A 15,614-nucleotide genomic window follows, 5' to 3' on the forward strand; every position below is an offset into this window, starting at 1 on the left:
CGGCGGCCGGGCCACCAGCCGCCACCGGACTAACGCGTGACTGACTGACAAACAGAACAAGAAGCAGAAAAAGGGAGAGACGCCATGAACGGCATGACACGCCGGCACCTGATGACCGGCATCGCGGCGATTGCCGCGGGCCAGGCCCGGGCGACCGAGACGGACTGGCCCACACGCCCCGTCACCATCATCGCCCCGAACCCGCCGGGCGGCGGCACGGATTTCGCCGCCCGGCTTTTCCAGGAGCCGCTGGGCCAGTTGCTCGGCCAGCAGGTCATCGTCGAGAACCGCTCCGGCGGCAACGGGAATGTCGGTATCCTCGCTGTCGCGCGGGCGAAGCCGGATGGCTACACCTTGCTCCTGCAATATTCCGGCTATCACGGAGCCAATCCCGCGCTGACGCCGGATATCGGCTGGGACCCGAACCGAGACCTGACGGCCGTCGGCATGGCGACCGTCTCGCCACATGTGGTCTTCGCGAGCCCAACCCTGCCTGCGCGGAACCTTGCGGAGCTGGTGGCGCATATTCGCGCCAATCCCGGGCGCATCACCTACGCGTCCGCCGGCACGGGATCGGTTCAGAACTTCGCCGGCATCCAGCTCGCGAAGCTTGTCGGCGTGCCCATGCTCCATGTGCCCTATCGTGGCGCGGCCCCTGCCCTGCAGGATGTCGCCGGTGGGCGGGTCGATCTCCTCATCACCACCCCGTCCTCCGCCATGGCCCTCTACAGGGGCGGGCAGGTCAAAGCCCTGGCGGTTGCGGGCGAGACGAGGCTGGCGGCCCTGCCCGAAGTGCCCACATCCGCCGAGGCCGGGCTGCCCGGCTATGTCGTGGACGCCTGGTTCGCCGTCTTCGCGCCCGCTGGGACGCCGCAGCCCATCGTCCTCAAGCTGAACGAGGCGCTCCGCCGCGCGGCGGCCCAGCCGAAGGTCCAGGAGATTGCCACCTCCGCCGGCGCGCAGCTGCGTCCCTTGACCGTGGAGGAGATGGAAAGGTTGGCGCGGCAGGAGGTGGAAACACTGGGGCGCCTCGTTCGGGAAGCCGGCCTGCGGATCGAGTGATCGACAAGGAACCCCCATCAGGGGCCGCATCGCGGGCCTTGCACCGGCTGCACTGATCCGCGGCGGTGCCGGTACGGAGGGCCGGCCCCGGGTGGGCCCGCCCGCCACAGGCCCGGCAACCGGCCAACGCGGAAAGCGCAGAATCCGGCCCGTGGGTGGAGGGCGGATCCCGCCAGGACAGGCTAAGCTCCGCGCCAGGCCGGCACAGGTCGGCTGAGTGAACGAGGAAACAGCCATTGTCGTCGCATGCGCCATCGGCGGAGGCAGCCGCCCGGCCCTCCCTCGGGGGAGAAGGCAAGCGTTGGGCGCCCTCGGAAGTCAGGCTGCTCCTGCTGATTTCCGCGGCCCACCTGATCAGCCATGTGCATATTCTCGCCCTGCCACCGCTGTTCCCCTTCCTGCGCGACAGCCTGGGGGTCGGGTTTGTCGAGCTTGGCCTGGCGCTGACGGTGTTCAACGTCGTCTCCGCCGTCGCGCAGGCCCCGGTGGGCTTTCTCGCCGACCGGGTGGGGCCGCGCCGCATCCTCGGGGCGGGGCTGGCCCTTGGGGGGCTGGCCTTCCTGTCCCTCGGCGTGATCGGGACCTATGCCTGGCTGCTCGTGGCCGCGGCGCTGGCAGGGCTGGCGAATAGCGTCTACCACCCCGCGAACTACGCCCTGCTCTCCTCAGGCATCGCCAAGACCCGCATGGGCCGGGCTTTCTCCCTCCACACCTTCTCCGGCTATCTCGGCACAGCCATCGCTCCCGCAACCATGTTCGGCCTGGCTGCCCTGGCGGGACCCGGCCTCGCGCTTGGCGTGGTTGGGCTGGCCGGAGTGCTGCTCGCCTTTTTCATGCTCATGGTCAGTGCCCCTGAACGCCCGGCTGCCGCCCCCGCCACTGGCCCGGAGCAGCGGAACGAAGCTGTGCGGAGCAGCGGCTCGGTGTTCACCCCCGCCATCCTGTCGCTCACCGTCTTCTTCGTACTTCTCAGCTTCTCCAACGGGGGTATCCAGAACTTCGCCGTGGCGGCGCTGGTCAGCGGCTATGGCGCAACCCTGACACTGGCCAATGCCGCGCTGACGGCCTTCCTGCTGCTCAGTGCCATCGGGGTGCTGGCCGGCGGCCTCGTGGCGGACCGGACGCGCCGCCATGGCGACGTGGCCGCAACCGCCTTCGCGCTGACCGCCGCGCTGGCATTGCTGATCGCCCTGGTGGACCTGGCGCCCGTCCCCCTGGTGCTGGCGATGGGCATGGCCGGCTTTCTCTCCGGCGTGATCGCGCCGTCACGCGACATGATGGTGCAGGCCGCCGCGCCGCCCGGTGCCTCGGGCCGTGCCTTCGGGATCGTCTCCACCGGTTTCAACATCGGGGGCGCCCTTGGGCCCCTTCTGTACGGCTGGATCCTCGATCACGGCGCCCCGCGCTGGGTATTCGGCGCCGCGGCCATCTTCATGATGCTGACCGTGGGCCTGGCCTTGTTCGACCAGCGGAGGCCCCGCATCGGCAGGGCCGCTGCCATTCCGGCGAAGGGCGAGGCAGAACGATAGGGGAGCCCGAACACGCGATGCGCCCGCCGCGGCTCAGGAACCAGGAGCCGCGCGGGCACGGCGTTTAGGCGGGCCGGAAGATAGGACGAAGTTGCCGGACGGCCGCACGAGCCGCCCGGCAGATCAGGGCGCCGCGTCCAGGACGCTTGGGTGGAAAAGCTCCTCCGGCTGCAGGTTGCGGGAGGTCAGGCCATCCGCGGCCGCGAAGCGGATCATCGCGGCCACCTCCTCCCGGTTCCGGCGGAAGCCATAGGGCCAGGGATCCCCGCCCATGATGCGGGATTGCGCTTCCGCCTCCGCCGCGATCCAGGGCAGCGAAACACGGAGCACATTGACGAGGGAAAGCTCCGACAGGGCCAGCGCGCGGGCCTTGGCGAAGCTACGGAACAGTTCCAGCGGCAGCCACGGATGCTCCGCCGCCAACTCTTTGCGGAGCGCGACGCAATGCATGATCGGGAAGAAGCCGGTCGCGCGGAAATAGGATTCCTCCTCGGTCCGGTAATCCGGATACAGCCGGTCAACCGGCGCCGAGCGCGCCACGAAGCAGGATGGCGGCCGCGGCCCCACCACCGCGTCGATCTCTCCGGCGGCAAGCAGGGCATTCAGCGTCTCGCCAGGGCCGATCGGCCGCACATCAAGGTCCGGCGGCAGTTTCAGCGCAACCCGCTCGCCGAGCCCGGCCTCCTCCATGCCGCCGGTGCGCCAGGCGATGCCACGCGTGTCCACGCCGTAATGCTCGCGCAGGATGCCACGCACCCAGAGCGCCGCGGTCTGCTGGTATTCCGGCAGGCCGATCCGCTTCCCGGCAAGATCGGCCGCGCCGCGGATCCCGCGATCCGTGCGGACATAGATGGCGGAATGGCGGAAGGCGCGCGAGGGGAAGACAGGGATCCCGATGTAAGGCGCATCCCCGCGGGCAGTGGTGACGATATGGCTGCCCATGGACAGCTCCGTCACGTCGAAAGCCCGGTCCCGCAGCGCGCGGCGGAAGATGTCCTCCGGCTCCCCGGGAAGGACCGTGAGCGAGACACCTGGCGCTTCCACCCGCCCATCGATGATGGGCCGCGTGCGATCGGAGCTGGTGCAGGCGAGGGAAAGGCGGATTGTCTCGGGCAAGGAGGTCATTCCATGGCGGCGGCGAGGTTGTCGGGCGTGAAGGGCATGCTGCGGGGCCGGATGCCCAGCGCGGCATGGATGCCGCCGGCGATCGCGGCGATGGTCGGGCCCAGGGAAGGTTCCCCCGCGCCCAGCGGTGGCGCATCAGGCGGGCCGAGCAGACGTGTCTCCACCGCGGGCACCTCGGAGAAGCGCAAAACGGGATAGGCCTCCCAGTGATCCGTCGTGACATTCAGGCGATCGAAATGAACGGCTTCCTTGAGGGCGAAGGAGGTGGCCTGGATGGCGCCGCCCTCCAGCTGGTTCACCGCCCCATCCGGATTGATGACCTCGCCAAGACCGGCCGCGATCCATAGCCTGCGGCAGCGCACCACCTCGGCCGCCTCCACCTCGGCGGCAACGGCACACCAGCCGCCCGTGGACTTGTATCGCGCGACGGCGATCCCCGTGCCCACCCCTTCCCGATCCGAACGGCGCGGCCAGCCGCACATCGAGGCCACTTCGCGCAGCACGGCCATCGCGCGTGGATCATCCCCGAGATGACGGAGGCGGAAGGCCACGGGATCCTGGCCGCTCAGCGCCGCCAGCTCATCCATGACGGATTCCGTCGCCCAGACATTCAGCAGCGCGCCCAAGCCGCGCAGGGCGGAACTGCGAAGCGGCATTTCGAGCAGCCGGTGCATGGACACGTCGAGCGAGGGCACGCGATAGCCCGGCACGGCGTTGCGCTGCCCGCCGCCTCCTCCCGCCATGGGCGCATCGATCGCCACCGGGATGGGAAAGGCCGGATCGAGATAGGCGGCGGAGAGAAGCGTCGGGTCCTTCGCCCGGCCGGGACGGGAGGAATGGCCATTCCCGCGCAGCACCATCCGCCAGCGGCAGAGCATTCCATCGGCGTCCAGCGCCGCCTCGATCTCCGCTAGCCCGGCGGGTGAATGAGGCGACCAGGCGAGTTCCTGGGCACGCGTCCAGAGCACCCGCACGGGCCTTCCCACATGGGCCCTGGCGATCAGCGCGGCATCCAGCGCCACATCGTCGGCTCCGTTATGCCCGTAGCAGCCCGCCCCCTCGACATGCTGCACGGTGATCCGCTCCGGCGGCAGGCCGAGCACCGTCACGAGGTCGGTGCGCAGGTTGTAGATGCCCTGGCTGTGCGTCCAGACCGTGAGCTCTCCCTCGCCCCAGCAGGCGATGGCACAGGAGGTGCCGATGGAAGCATGCGCGAGGTAGGGGCGGAGGAAGCGCGCGGACACCTCGTGCATGGGCGCGGGCGCAGGGTCGTCGCGCCTTTCCACTTCGCTGTGCTGGGCGGGGGTGGTCTCCAGCCAGTCGGCGATCCGTTCCTCCTCGGGCAGGCTCTCCAGCATCTCCCATTCCGCCCGCGCCGCCAGCCGCTCCGCCGCGGCCTCGGCCGCCCATTCCTCGGAGGCCACGGCCGCCAGGAAGCTGCCGTCCTTCAGGACGGTCGCATCGCCGGGCAGGCTGCCTTCGCGCAGCGCCCGCAACCGGGCCTTGCGCGCGGGCGGGCGGACAATCCGGGCATGCAGCATCCCGGGCAGGCGCATGTCGTGGATGAAGCGGGGCTGGCCGAACAGCTTGCCTGGCAGGTCCCCACGCGCGATGGCCTGCCCCGCCACGGCGCGCCTTGCCGCCGGCTTGGGCGGCACGTCGCCGCGCGCTTCCACATCCAGCAGATCCTCGGAGGCCTGTGCCCAGTAGGAACCGGCCTCGCTTCCATCCGCGCGCCGGAACACGCCATCCTCCACCCGCAGATCCTCTGGGGCGAGGCCAGCCCGCCGCGCCGCGAGGCGGAGATGAAGCGCGCGCGCCTCCGCGCAGGCATGGCGGATGGCGATGCCGCTTTCCTGGATCGACAGGCTGCCGGAGGTCACCCCTTCATTCGGGCTGCCGGGGGTAGAGGCGGCAAGGACCCGCACGCGGTCCAGCGGCACGTCCAGCTCATCGGCCGCGATCTGGGCCAGGGCCGTGAGGATCCCCTGCCCGATCTCCACCTTGCCCGGTGTGACGAAGACCTGCCCGTCTGCCGAGAAACGAAGCCAACGCGCCAGGCGCGGCTCCGCCCGCAGGCTCCCGGGCAGGTCGGGTGCGTTGCCCTGCTTGCCCATGGGGAAGCCGAAAGCGAGGTTCACGCCGCCATCTCCCCCCGCATCACGCGGGCCGCGCGCAGCACGGCCCGGATCATTCGGTTATGGGCACCGCAACGGCAGAGATGCGGCTCCAGCGCGGCGCGCACCGCGGCCTCGTCCGGGGCGGGGTTGCGCGCGAGCAGCGCGGCCGCGCTGACGAGAATACCGGAGAGGCAGTAGCCGCATTGGCCCGCCTGCTCCGCCAGGAAGGCGGATTGTAGCGGATGGGGTGCCTCGGGCCGCCCCAGCCCTTCCACCGTGCCGACCGCGCGTCCGGCCGCCGCCTCCACCGGAAGGGTGCAGGAGGCGCGCGGCTCGCCATCCAGCGTCACATAGCAACTGCCACAGGCTTCCTGCCCACAGCCGAAGCGTGGCCCGCTGAGGCCGAGCGGGCCGCGCAGGGCCTGGAGCAGCGTCATGCCCTCCGGCGCCTCCACCACGGCGGGGGTTCCGTTCAGGGTGAAGGCAACCGGCACCTAGTTCACCTGGATCTTCGCCATGCGGACATAGTCACCCTGCGTCTGTACATCCTTGCGCAGGAAGGCGTTGAACTCGGAGGCCGACATGGGCATGGGCTGCGCCCCCTGCTTTGCCATGGCCTCACGCGTCTGCGGCCGTGCCAGCCAGGCATTCACCGCGCCATTCAGCTTCTCCACCACGGGCTGCGGAACCTGGGCGGGCACCATGAGCCCCAGCCAGATCGAGGCCTCGTAGCCCGGCAAGCCGGCTTCGGCGACGGTCGGGAGATCGGGCAGCAGTGGATCGCGCTGCGGGCCCGTCGTGGCCAGCGCCTTCGCCCGGCCGCCCGCGACATGCGGCTGCATGGTGGGAATGGCATCGAACATCATCGGCACCGTGCCGGAGATGAGAGCGGTCCGCGCCTCGCCCGATGAGCGGAAGGGCACGTGCTGGATCTCGATCCCGGCCATGGCGCGGAACACCTCACCCGCGATGTGGTAGGGCGTGCCGGGGCCGGAGGAGGCATAGTCGATCCGGCCGGGCTCGGCCTTCGCCTTGGCGATCAGCTCGGCCACGCTGTTCACGCCGAGCGAGGGATGCACCGCCAGCACATGGTGCGCCACATTCACCGCAGCCGCGCCCGCCAGATCCCGCATCAGCACATAGGGGCGGTTGGGCAGCAGCGTCTCGTTCGCCGTATGCGTGTTGGACATCATCAGGATGGTGTAGCCATCCGGCGCCGCCTTCACGACCACATCGGTGCCGATCACGGCGCCCGCTCCGGGCCGGTTCTCCACCACGAAGGGCTGGCCGAGGCTTTGCGTCAGCGTCTCCGCCACGTTCCGCGCGGCGATATCGGCCGAGCCGCCCGCGCCGAAGGGGACGATGATCCGCACCGGGCGGTTCGGCCAGCTATCCGCCCCCTGGGCGGTACCGACCGCCGGGGCAGCCAGTGCGCCGGCCGTCAGCAGGCCCAGTCCGCGCCGGGTCATCTTTCCAGTCATGCGATGCCTCCTCCCTTCTCTGCTACTCGACCCTGCCGATCCGCTGGACGGCTTTTACCAGTCGCGCCGTATCGTCGCGGAAGAAGCGGTCGAAGGCCTCGCCATCCTGGTAGGCGATGGGGCTTCCGGCCGCATCGAGGGCTCGCCTGAGCGCCTCGTCCTGCTGGCAGATCTGCCGCAGCGCGTCTCGCCAGCGTCCCTGCACCGGCTCCGGCGTCGCCGCCGGGAGGAACACGCCGGTCCAGATGTAGAATTCCACATCGGGGTAGCCGAGCTCGATGAAGGTCGGCACATCCTCGAAGCCCGGGATCCGCTCGCGGCCCCAGCTTGCCAGGGCGCGCAGCCGGCCCTCCTTCACATGCGCCAGCGCCGGGCCCGGGCCGGAGGAGAGCGAGTTCACCGTGCCCGAGAGCAGCGCCGTCAGCGCCGGCCCGCCGCCCTGGAAGGGAACATGCAGCAGGTCGATCTCCGCGGCGCCGGTGAACATCGCCATCGCCACATGGAGGGTGGAGTAGTTGCCGGCTGATCCGAAGCTGATCGCGCCGGGCCGCTTCTTCGCATCGGCCACGAAGTCCCCGACCGACCGCCAGGGCGAGCTGGCCGGCACGAGCAGCACGGTGGGATCGGCCGTGATGCGGGCGATGGGGGCAAGCTGGTCCACCGTGTAGGCGGGGGGGCGCCCCATGATCCGCTCGCTTTCGGGCAGCACGCCCAGCGAGGAGAGGGCCATCAGGGCCGTGTACCCGTCAGGCGCCGCCCGGGCGACGCTCGCGCTTCCGATGATCCCACCCGCGCCGGGGCGGTTCACCACGGGCACGGGCTGGTTGAAAACCCGCTCCAGCGCCGCGGCGGTCGGGCGGGCCGTGACATCCGCCTGCCCGCCCGGCGGGAAGGCGACCACCATCTGCACGGCCCGCGACGGGAATGCGCCCTGGGCGCGGGTTACCGCCGGCACCATGCCGGCGGCCGCGAGGGCCGCCATCAATTCACGACGATGCAGCACGGCAAACCTCCTCGCAGGCAGCCCCGCCGCCCGCCTTTCCTGAACCATGGGAACGGGAGCGGTCTCGCGCCGCGCCTCGCTCCGGTTTCCTCATCCTGGCCGGCCCGACGGGCCCGGCCTGTCAGCCCGCGCGGTTCAGCGCGGCAAGATCCACCTTGCGGAGCGTGTTCCGGATCCGGCCGATCCCCTCGATGGCGCATTCCACAACATCGCCATCCCGCAGGAAGCGCGGCGGCTTGAAGCCGATGCCGACGCCTTCGGGCGTGCCGGTGGCGATCACATCGCCGGGCAGCAGCGCCATGCTGAGGGAGATGGTCTCGATCAGCGTCGGGATGTCGAAGATCAGATCCGCGGTGACCGCGTCCTGCCGCTTCTCGCCGTTCACGGTGCAGGTCACGCGCATGGCCTGCGCGTCCAGCTCATCGGCGGTGACGATCCAGGGCCCCATGGGGCAGAAGCCATCGATGCCCTTCCCCAGGAGCCACTGCTTGTGCTTGCCCTGCAGGTCGCGCGCCGTGACATCGTTCACCACGGTGTAGCCGAAGACATGCTCCATCGCACGTTCCTTCGGGATGGCCCGCCCGCCGCGCCCGATCACCACGGCCAGCTCCGCCTCGTAGTCCACCTCGGCGTCCAGCCCCGGCACCAGAGGGATGTCGTCCCAGGGACCGGAGACGGAGGTAAAGGGCTTGGTGAAGATGATCGGCGCCTTGGGAATGGCATCGGCGGCGCTCGTGGAAGACGAGTCATAGCCGCTGCCGGCGAATTCCCTGGCATGGGCGTGGTAGTTCTTGCCCACGCAGAAGATGTTGCGCGGCGGATTGAGAAGGGGCGCGAGCAGCATGGACTCGTCCAGCGCCTCCCCCGTGCCTTCCGGCTGGGGCAGCGTGGCACCCGAGGACAGGGCTGCGATCAGCCCGGCCATGTCGCGCGGCAGGCCCGGTGCCAGGCTCTCGATCGGCCAGAACCGCCGGCCGGAATCGTCCACTCGCACCAGGCGGGAACCAGCGCCGCTTTTCACCATCGCAAGCTTCATCGGGAGGCAACCTATACCAATCGGGGCTTGAACTGAACCAATTCGCGGGTATGGTTCATTGATTGGTTGATCCCGTCAAGCGTTGAGACGATGCCCCCTTCTCTGGCTGAAACGACAGACAGGCGCCTGGGCGCCGCGGCCCTGCAGGCTGCCCTCGCAGGCGAGATGCGGGCCGGGCGCTGGGCCGTAGGGGAGAAGCTGCCGACGGAACGCGAGCTGGGCCAGCGCTATGGCGTGGCGCGCAACACGGTGCGCCGCGCGCTCGACGCGCTGGAAGCACAAGGCCTCCTGCACCGCCATGTCGGCCGCGGCACCTTCCGCAGTGCACCGCCGACCGCCGCGCCTGCTGCGGAGGAAGCGCTCAGCCCGTCGGATGTGGTGGAGTGCCGCCTTCTTCTTGAACCGGAGATGATCTCGCTCGCCGTCGCGCGCGCGACGCAGGCCGATATCGCCCGCATGGACGAATGCCTGCGCGGAACGGATGCGGCCGCGGACCTGGCCGCCTTCGAGCATTGGGATGCGGCCCTGCACGACGCTTTCGCGCTGGGCACCCACAATGGCGCCGTCATCGCGATGTCGCGCTCCCTCGCCCGTGTTCGGGAACGGACCGACTGGGGCCAGTTGAAGGCGCGCGGGAACACGGCGGAGCACCGCTCCACCTTGCAGGCGCAGCACCATGCAATGGTCGCGGCCGTGCGCCAGCGGGACCGTGCCGAAGCGCGGCGTGTGATGCGCGAGCACATTCTGTTTGTGCAGGACTACATGTTCGGGGACTAGGCAGCGGGCGGAAAGCAGCTCGGCCGGAGTTCCCCGAGGCAAGGCGGTGGCGGGTGGCCTCAGCGCCACTCCGCCGGGGCTGCCCGGCGGCGCTCAGGCGAGGAGCTTCGAGTGAGGCGGAAGGTGCTCTGCGTCGCTGTGCCCGGGGTGCTGCGACTGAAGATCGCGGAACCGGTCAGGCTGTCCCCGCTGATGCGGCCGGTGAGCTCACATTCATGGGGATTTCGCCCCATCATCAGGGTGCCGGATGCCGTGATCCGGCCGTCGCTCGTCAGGTTGCCGCGGAGTTCGCCGGAACCGATCAGACCATTGGAGGCATCGAAGCGAATGGAGACGGGGCCTGGCTGATCCCCTCCCCTTACCACGAGCGTGAGCCTTCCGCCGCGACGGAGTGTCTCGTTGAACACCGTGCCACGGAAGGCGGCAACTCTTCCAACACTCGCCTGGGGTGGCGGGGCGGACGGGGCCGGGGGCGGCGGGCCAGGAAGATCGGCGGGCGCGGCGCGCTCATCCGCGGGCCGGTCCCGCCTGGGCGGCCTGGCCTCGGATCCGGATGGCGCAATGCCTGCCGGGGCCGCAGGTGCAGTCTCGCCTCTCTCCGGGGAGGATTCCTCGGATGGGGGGGACTGCGCCGGCACACCGGCCGCTGGGGCCAGTGGTATAGCAGCTGGCCGCGCAGGGGTCGCGCCGTCGGGGTCCGACGGTGCGCTCGGCGACACATCGACCAGGGACAAGCCAAGCAGGAGGACAAGCGCAAGCCCGGCGGCGACAACGCCCAGGTACTTGGCCCGCCGCGCGGCAGGCCGCTCAGCCGTCATGCGCCAGAAGGATGGGGCAGCACGGACATCGGCATCGGCGCGCGGCGTGGGAGGCCGCAGCGCGGCCTTTAGCAATTGGGGAGGGCGCGCCTCGATCTCCGATACATCGGGGACCTCTGCCGGTCCGGACGGCTCCTCCCCGGGATAAGTCCCGGATCGAACTTCCGGCATCTCGGACGCCGAAGAGGGCGGCTCGGCCATCCCGACAACTGGTTGGCCATCCGAGTAGGACGGCGCATCAGGTGGTGCAGGCGCGGCGGCAGGCTCCTCTGGGCCCTCCGTCCGGTCCGGGATTTCGGCCGCGAACGCGTCTTCCTCGGCCATGCCGTGAACCAGGGCGTTCGCCTCGTCCACATGCCGCTGGCCAACGCGGGCGGCCCCCTCCATCTGCGCCAGGAACATCGCAAATCCCGCGAGGCTGTTCACCACGCGAAGGAGCCCTTGGGAGTACTGCGTCAGGGCCAGGATGGCTTCGGGCTCAAGCAGGGCGACGGGCTGGCCCGCGGCCGCGAGGGTGGCAGCAACGTAGCGAGCCACGTCCTCCGGCCCCAGGGGTTCGAGGACCACCTGCACGAAGGCGCCGCCCGTGGGCTGCAGGCGCTCTGCAAAGCCAGGCAAGGCGGCCAGGGCGAACGGCCGGTCGCGGCGCTGGAGCCTTTCCAGTGCGCTGGCAGCGATATAGCCGGCCTCGTCCACCAGCAGAATAGCGGGTTCGGGCTGATGGTCCAGCGCGTCGCCGCGCTCCACCATGTGCACGGCGAAACCCTCTTCCCGGAGTGCCCCTGCCAGATCGTGCAGCAGGAGCGTTTTGCCTGTTCCGGGAAGACCGAGCAGCAGGACCGATCTGCCCTGCCGGAGTGCATCGAGAGCCCTCGACCGCGCGGCCTGCCATCCAGGATGGGGGAAGGCCCGTGCCGGCGGTACGTTGACGCGGAACGGCGCCCCTACTCCGGCAAGGTCTCGAACTTCATTCACGCGAAAATCCCATCTGCGACCGTCAGGACGGGAGGAGCGATCCCAGCCGGTGCTCCCCCGCGACCAGACGCTCCCTCGGCCTGTCCAGCGCGGGCGGTGACTCCCATCACCGGTCAGGCCTCGTCGCGAACCCTCCGGTAGAGCGTGGTCTCCCTGCGGGAGCCCTCACCGATCAGCTCACGGCACCGCCCATCCGCCCGCCTCGGATTTGAACGCGGAGTTGCCCAGTGGTGTTGCAAGGCTCCCGGGCCGTGCGGACAGACGTGACCAGCGCGGGCGGCAGATCAACGAGAGCAGTCCGGCGTCCTTCAGGGCTGCTTTCGCACAGGGGAGCGCTGCGCGTTTCCGATCGGCAAGCGCCCGGTCGATCGACCCCTCATTGCTAAGGGGGCCCGCAGAACATGCTGACCTGCATTTCGCGCGGGGCTGGCGGAGATGGCCCACCGGGAACGGAGCAGCCGCGGTTTTTCAGAACTGCGTTTCGCGCCATCCTCCGGTGGTGCATTCCCGATCCGGCAGCGAGCGAATTCAGCCTGAACCCAAATTTCCGGATCTTGATTTCCTTACCCGGGATCTGGAGCTCAGTTCTCCAATATCCCTAACGCGCGCAGCTCGGCGTCACACCCAAGACGCTGGCCCATTGCCGGCGCGCCAACTCTGCCGCGAACTGGGCGATGATTACATGCTGGCCGTTCTGGATGTCGGTCGCCAAGCCATGGTCTCCCGAAAGAAGCCGCTTCGCCTTGGCATGCATCTGCTTGACATCGTCGCAACGGCCGGGAAGTGGAGCATGGCTCGCAAGGGTGTCCGAGAGACTACCCTTCAGGTAAAGCACCGGCGTGCCAACCACCATGGCTTCGATCGGGGAATAATGGATATGCCGTGGTTCGGTGTGAGGATAGATAAAGACCGGAGCCTCTGCATAAAGCTTGAACAATCCCTCGTCTGACATATAGGGCAGCACTGCCGCATCCGCGACCGGAGCGATCTGCCGACCAAAGATTAGATGGGGAAGATCCCCGAAATTCTCCTTCAGCCCATTATAGATCCTTTGATAGTAGCCGTCGGTGATGCTCGGGCACAGCATGACAGCGTGGCCACCCTTCCCGGTCCATGTATTTTCATAGTCATAGCACATAGGCGCCAACGGCAATGTCACGGTTACAGCGTTGCGGCCAAGAGCTGCCGGCTCTATTTCCGCCAGGTTACTGTAGCCCTGCACGAAAGCATACCGTTCCCCGAGCCTGGGGATATCGTCCAGAATGCGACTCTTACCCACGTAATCAAGGATATCGCTGTAGGTACGGGGATGTTCGAGCCCGAACGTACGAGCCAGCACCTTACCTGCAAAATGCTTGATCGCCGATTCGAATGGAGCCGCGAAAGCGGAAAGAGAGACAACAGCCACATCGAAGTGACTGTTGATGATCCGCCTCAGTGTCGGCGTCCAGTTTCTCTCGTAAAACTCGTGGCCATTCAGGATATCCAGGGCATCAATGGGAATGGTTAACGTCGCGTCATAGTCCCAGGTCACGGCACCACTACGAAACGGCCCAGGGCCCGGAATGATTTTCGGGACAAATATCTCGTATCCAAGGCTTCGCAAGATTGGCAGTTCCGCCGCAATCAACGCCTTATGGTTCACGACCCAGAGCATGCGGCGAGGGCGCGACGGATTTTGTACCGGCGAGATGCGAGGGTCGTCATCCATGTCCGCTGCAACCTGGTGGCTGCGCCTATTTTGTTTCAAGATACCACGCCCCAACACAGAACCAATGCGCAGTTTGCGAGCCGCGACCTTCCAAGGTGAAGCGTCTAAGCGCCACCATTCCTCTGGCCCAGATGGTAAACCAGATAGCTGTCCAGGCGATCCACCTCGTTCTCTATCTTGGCAGTGACTTCGGCGGAGAACATACGCGGGAGGGCATCACCGAATGCATCCATCTTTTCGTGCATCGCCGAAAGATCGCGCGCGAGAAGGTCCGCCTTTTCATGCAGCGCGTAGGTATCACGGTGAAGCTGGTCAATCCGCTCACTGGTGGACTGCAGAATGGCGAGCAGATGACCATAACGTTCATCATGGGCTGATTGGCTCGCCCTCGTACCAGTGAAGCCAAGCCTTTGCAGGATATTCAGCAACATGGACGTCCATCCTTGGCGCGTTTCCGCGGAAGAGTCTGCGCCCCGAAGCAGGCAGATGAGAGGGTCCGGTATGAGCCACGCCGCCGGGAGATCTGCAAGCCTCGACTCAGCCGTGCAGGAGAGTGCCGGGTACCGTGCAGGTCCGGGCACAAAGCGGTCGCCCGGCGAACCAGTCGTTCACTGTCAGGTTGTATGAGGCTGCCGCGTACTGTGCAGCGACAGCTGAGCCGATCAGGGGGCGCCCATGGGATGCGGCCGAGGGCGGGAATGCGGCGCTGATCGCCGGCAACGCGATACCTTGGGGTGGGGGCTCACCGACATGGTCCGGTCGAAAATGGCGGAACGCGCTCCGGCGTGATCACATCGGCGCAAGTGGGGCCGAGGGGTGATGGCGGGGAGGCTGGAGGCGGGAACCCACGAACGGATGCCTTGCTCGGCAGGCGCCATGGCCGGGCGACACAAGCGGAAGAGGTATCGCGTATCTGATGCGCCCTTAGCTGCTACCCCTGGGACGCGAGTGCAGGCGAGAAGAAGCCCTGGTGGAACGCGCCGTGCTGGCGCGTTCCTGTCAGGTTTTCTTACAGCAGCTGACGCGATGCGTCAGGCTGCCTTACGCCGGCCGGCGCGGCGGGTCAGGCCAAGGCCGAGCAGCCCCATCCCGAGCAGGGCCAGGCTGGCGGGCTCGGGCACGGCGCTCACCACGGAGTTGGCGTTGAAGCCCGTCCCGCGGTCGATGCCCGAGAGGACGAGCATGGAGGTCAGCGAGAAGCTGCCATCCGGGTTCGCGGAGACGAGCTGGTTGGTGGACTGCGCCGAGGTCAGGATGCCGTTGTAGGTGAAGGTCTCCGAACCGATCTGCGTGCCGGTGCCGAATTCCGTGTTGCTGTTGTCGAGGTAGTAGCTGTAGGTCGCCGTCGCCTGCAGGGCGCCGTTGTCGAGTTCCGAGGGGAAGTTGACGGTGGAGGCCAGGTCGAAAGGCGTGGTGCCCAGAGTGGTGAAGCCGGTCTGCGTCGCCATGAGCCTCAGGGTCGGGGCGTCCCCGGTGCCCGGCGCGGTGTTGCCCTCCACGGCCATGCGCAGCACGGGAAGGGCTTGGCTGCCGACGGCAGGGTAGCTCTGGGCCGTCTCGATGAAGAAGTTGTAGCCCGCACCCGTCACGAAGGTGCTGACGGCGCCCTCGATGGTGTTGAAGTCGCAGGCGGCGCCGTCGGCGCAGCTGGACACGGCGCCCCCGCCGATCTGGTAGCTGATCACCAGCGCCGCATCAGCGGTGCCGGCCGAAACCGCCATTCCGAGACCCAGCCCGAGGGCCGCTGCAGCTGTCTTAAGCTTCATCGTTTAGCCTCCCTCATCTGGCGCTCTGACCTCCGCCCTTCGGGGGTCCCCAAGCCCACAATGTGGTCGAAACCATATAAGCAACCGCTATGCCAGTTCGTAACCAGTTGATTACGCAACAGCATCTTCCGGGCCTTGTGCCCGGTGTAAAGATTTCCGTCAGAGCCCAACCGGCGCGGTCCATGGAGGCGGGCCGATGATCCGGACCGGC

At 68.2% G+C, this 15,614-nt stretch carries 13 protein-coding genes; 3 read left to right on the plus strand and 10 right to left on the minus strand.

All coding sequences use genetic code 11. The features are described 5' to 3' along the window. Positions 1-84: 84 nt before the first annotated feature. Positions 85-1,062: a Bug family tripartite tricarboxylate transporter substrate binding protein gene (locus tag J8J14_RS19465; RefSeq protein ID WP_209381220.1), complete on the plus strand. Its 978-nt coding sequence runs from the start codon at positions 85-87 to the stop codon at positions 1,060-1,062. A gap of 362 nt (positions 1,063-1,424) precedes the next feature. Continuing rightward, entirely contained in the window at positions 1,425-2,591 is a 1,167-nt protein-coding gene (locus J8J14_RS19470; protein WP_209381221.1) for an MFS transporter, read from the plus strand. A 123-nt stretch (positions 2,592-2,714) separates the two neighbouring features. Here J8J14_RS19470 and J8J14_RS19475 read toward each other — a convergent pair whose 3' ends face one another. The 6 genes from J8J14_RS19475 to J8J14_RS19500 form a co-directional block, all read right to left on the minus strand. Further along, positions 2,715-3,707 carry a substrate-binding domain-containing protein gene (locus J8J14_RS19475; protein ID WP_209381222.1) on the minus strand — a complete coding sequence of 331 codons (993 nt, stop codon included), beginning with the start codon at positions 3,705-3,707 and terminating at the stop codon, positions 2,715-2,717. Between the two features lie 5 nt (positions 3,708-3,712). Beyond that, positions 3,713-5,857 carry a molybdopterin cofactor-binding domain-containing protein gene (locus J8J14_RS19480; protein WP_209381223.1) on the minus strand — a complete coding sequence of 715 codons (2,145 nt, stop codon included), beginning with the start codon at positions 5,855-5,857 and terminating at the stop codon, positions 3,713-3,715. After that, positions 5,854-6,330, minus strand: a complete 477-nt coding sequence (locus J8J14_RS19485) for a (2Fe-2S)-binding protein (protein WP_342452491.1) — start codon at positions 6,328-6,330, stop codon at positions 5,854-5,856. The genes J8J14_RS19480 and J8J14_RS19485 overlap by 4 nt, the downstream gene beginning before the upstream one ends. After that, complete coding sequence (locus J8J14_RS19490; protein ID WP_245215983.1) at positions 6,331-7,317, minus strand: Bug family tripartite tricarboxylate transporter substrate binding protein; 987 nt, start codon at positions 7,315-7,317, stop codon at positions 6,331-6,333. Between the two features lie 22 nt (positions 7,318-7,339). Then, positions 7,340-8,320, minus strand: coding sequence for a tripartite tricarboxylate transporter substrate binding protein (locus tag J8J14_RS19495; protein ID WP_342452492.1), 981 nt, complete (start codon positions 8,318-8,320; stop codon positions 7,340-7,342). A gap of 121 nt (positions 8,321-8,441) precedes the next feature. Beyond that, a complete protein-coding gene (locus J8J14_RS19500; protein ID WP_209381225.1) occupies positions 8,442-9,356 on the minus strand; it encodes a fumarylacetoacetate hydrolase family protein in 915 nt (304 codons plus the stop codon). A 90-nt stretch (positions 9,357-9,446) separates the two neighbouring features. Here J8J14_RS19500 and J8J14_RS19505 point away from each other — a divergent pair, with 90 nt between their 5' ends. Then, the gene (locus tag J8J14_RS19505; protein ID WP_209381226.1) at positions 9,447-10,133 is read left to right on the plus strand and encodes a FadR/GntR family transcriptional regulator; all 687 of its coding nucleotides are present in this window, start codon (positions 9,447-9,449) and stop codon (positions 10,131-10,133) included. Positions 10,134-10,192: 59 nt separating this feature from the next. On the opposite strand, the gene J8J14_RS19510 is transcribed toward J8J14_RS19505, so the two are convergent. From J8J14_RS19510 to J8J14_RS19525, 4 genes are all read right to left on the minus strand, one after another. Continuing rightward, positions 10,193-11,701, minus strand: coding sequence for a hypothetical protein (locus J8J14_RS19510; RefSeq protein WP_209381227.1), 1,509 nt, complete (start codon positions 11,699-11,701; stop codon positions 10,193-10,195). 823 nt (positions 11,702-12,524) lie between these two features. Continuing rightward, the gene (locus J8J14_RS19515; RefSeq protein ID WP_209381228.1) at positions 12,525-13,637 is read right to left on the minus strand and encodes a glycosyltransferase; all 1,113 of its coding nucleotides are present in this window, start codon (positions 13,635-13,637) and stop codon (positions 12,525-12,527) included. Positions 13,638-13,741: 104 nt separating this feature from the next. Then, positions 13,742-14,068 (minus strand): hypothetical protein, encoded by a 327-nt coding sequence (locus J8J14_RS19520; RefSeq protein ID WP_209381229.1) that lies wholly within the window; start codon positions 14,066-14,068, stop codon positions 13,742-13,744. Positions 14,069-14,668: 600 nt separating this feature from the next. Beyond that, the gene (locus J8J14_RS19525) at positions 14,669-15,403 is read right to left on the minus strand and encodes a PEP-CTERM sorting domain-containing protein (RefSeq protein WP_245215984.1); all 735 of its coding nucleotides are present in this window, start codon (positions 15,401-15,403) and stop codon (positions 14,669-14,671) included. Positions 15,404-15,614 lie beyond the last annotated feature (211 nt).

Source organism: Pararoseomonas baculiformis (genome assembly GCF_017813395.1).
GTDB lineage: Bacteria > Pseudomonadota > Alphaproteobacteria > Acetobacterales > Acetobacteraceae > Roseomonas > Roseomonas baculiformis.

What these genes read in the sequence shown, in the direction of transcription:
- J8J14_RS19465 (WP_209381220.1), top strand. Translation starts at nt 85, where the DNA reads ATGAACGGCATGACACGCCGGCACCTGATGACCGGCATCGCGGCGATT.
- J8J14_RS19490 (WP_245215983.1), bottom strand. Translation starts at nt 7,317, where the DNA reads ATGACTGGAAAGATGACCCGGCGCGGACTGGGCCTGCTGACGGCCGGC.
- J8J14_RS19500 (WP_209381225.1), bottom strand. Translation starts at nt 9,356, where the DNA reads ATGAAGCTTGCGATGGTGAAAAGCGGCGCTGGTTCCCGCCTGGTGCGA.
- J8J14_RS19505 (WP_209381226.1), top strand. Translation starts at nt 9,447, where the DNA reads ATGCCCCCTTCTCTGGCTGAAACGACAGACAGGCGCCTGGGCGCCGCG.
- J8J14_RS19510 (WP_209381227.1), bottom strand. Translation starts at nt 11,701, where the DNA reads ATGGTGGAGCGCGGCGACGCGCTGGACCATCAGCCCGAACCCGCTATT.
- J8J14_RS19515 (WP_209381228.1), bottom strand. Translation starts at nt 13,637, where the DNA reads ATGGATGACGACCCTCGCATCTCGCCGGTACAAAATCCGTCGCGCCCT.
- J8J14_RS19520 (WP_209381229.1), bottom strand. Translation starts at nt 14,068, where the DNA reads ATGTTGCTGAATATCCTGCAAAGGCTTGGCTTCACTGGTACGAGGGCG.
- J8J14_RS19525 (WP_245215984.1), bottom strand. Translation starts at nt 15,403, where the DNA reads ATGAAGCTTAAGACAGCTGCAGCGGCCCTCGGGCTGGGTCTCGGAATG.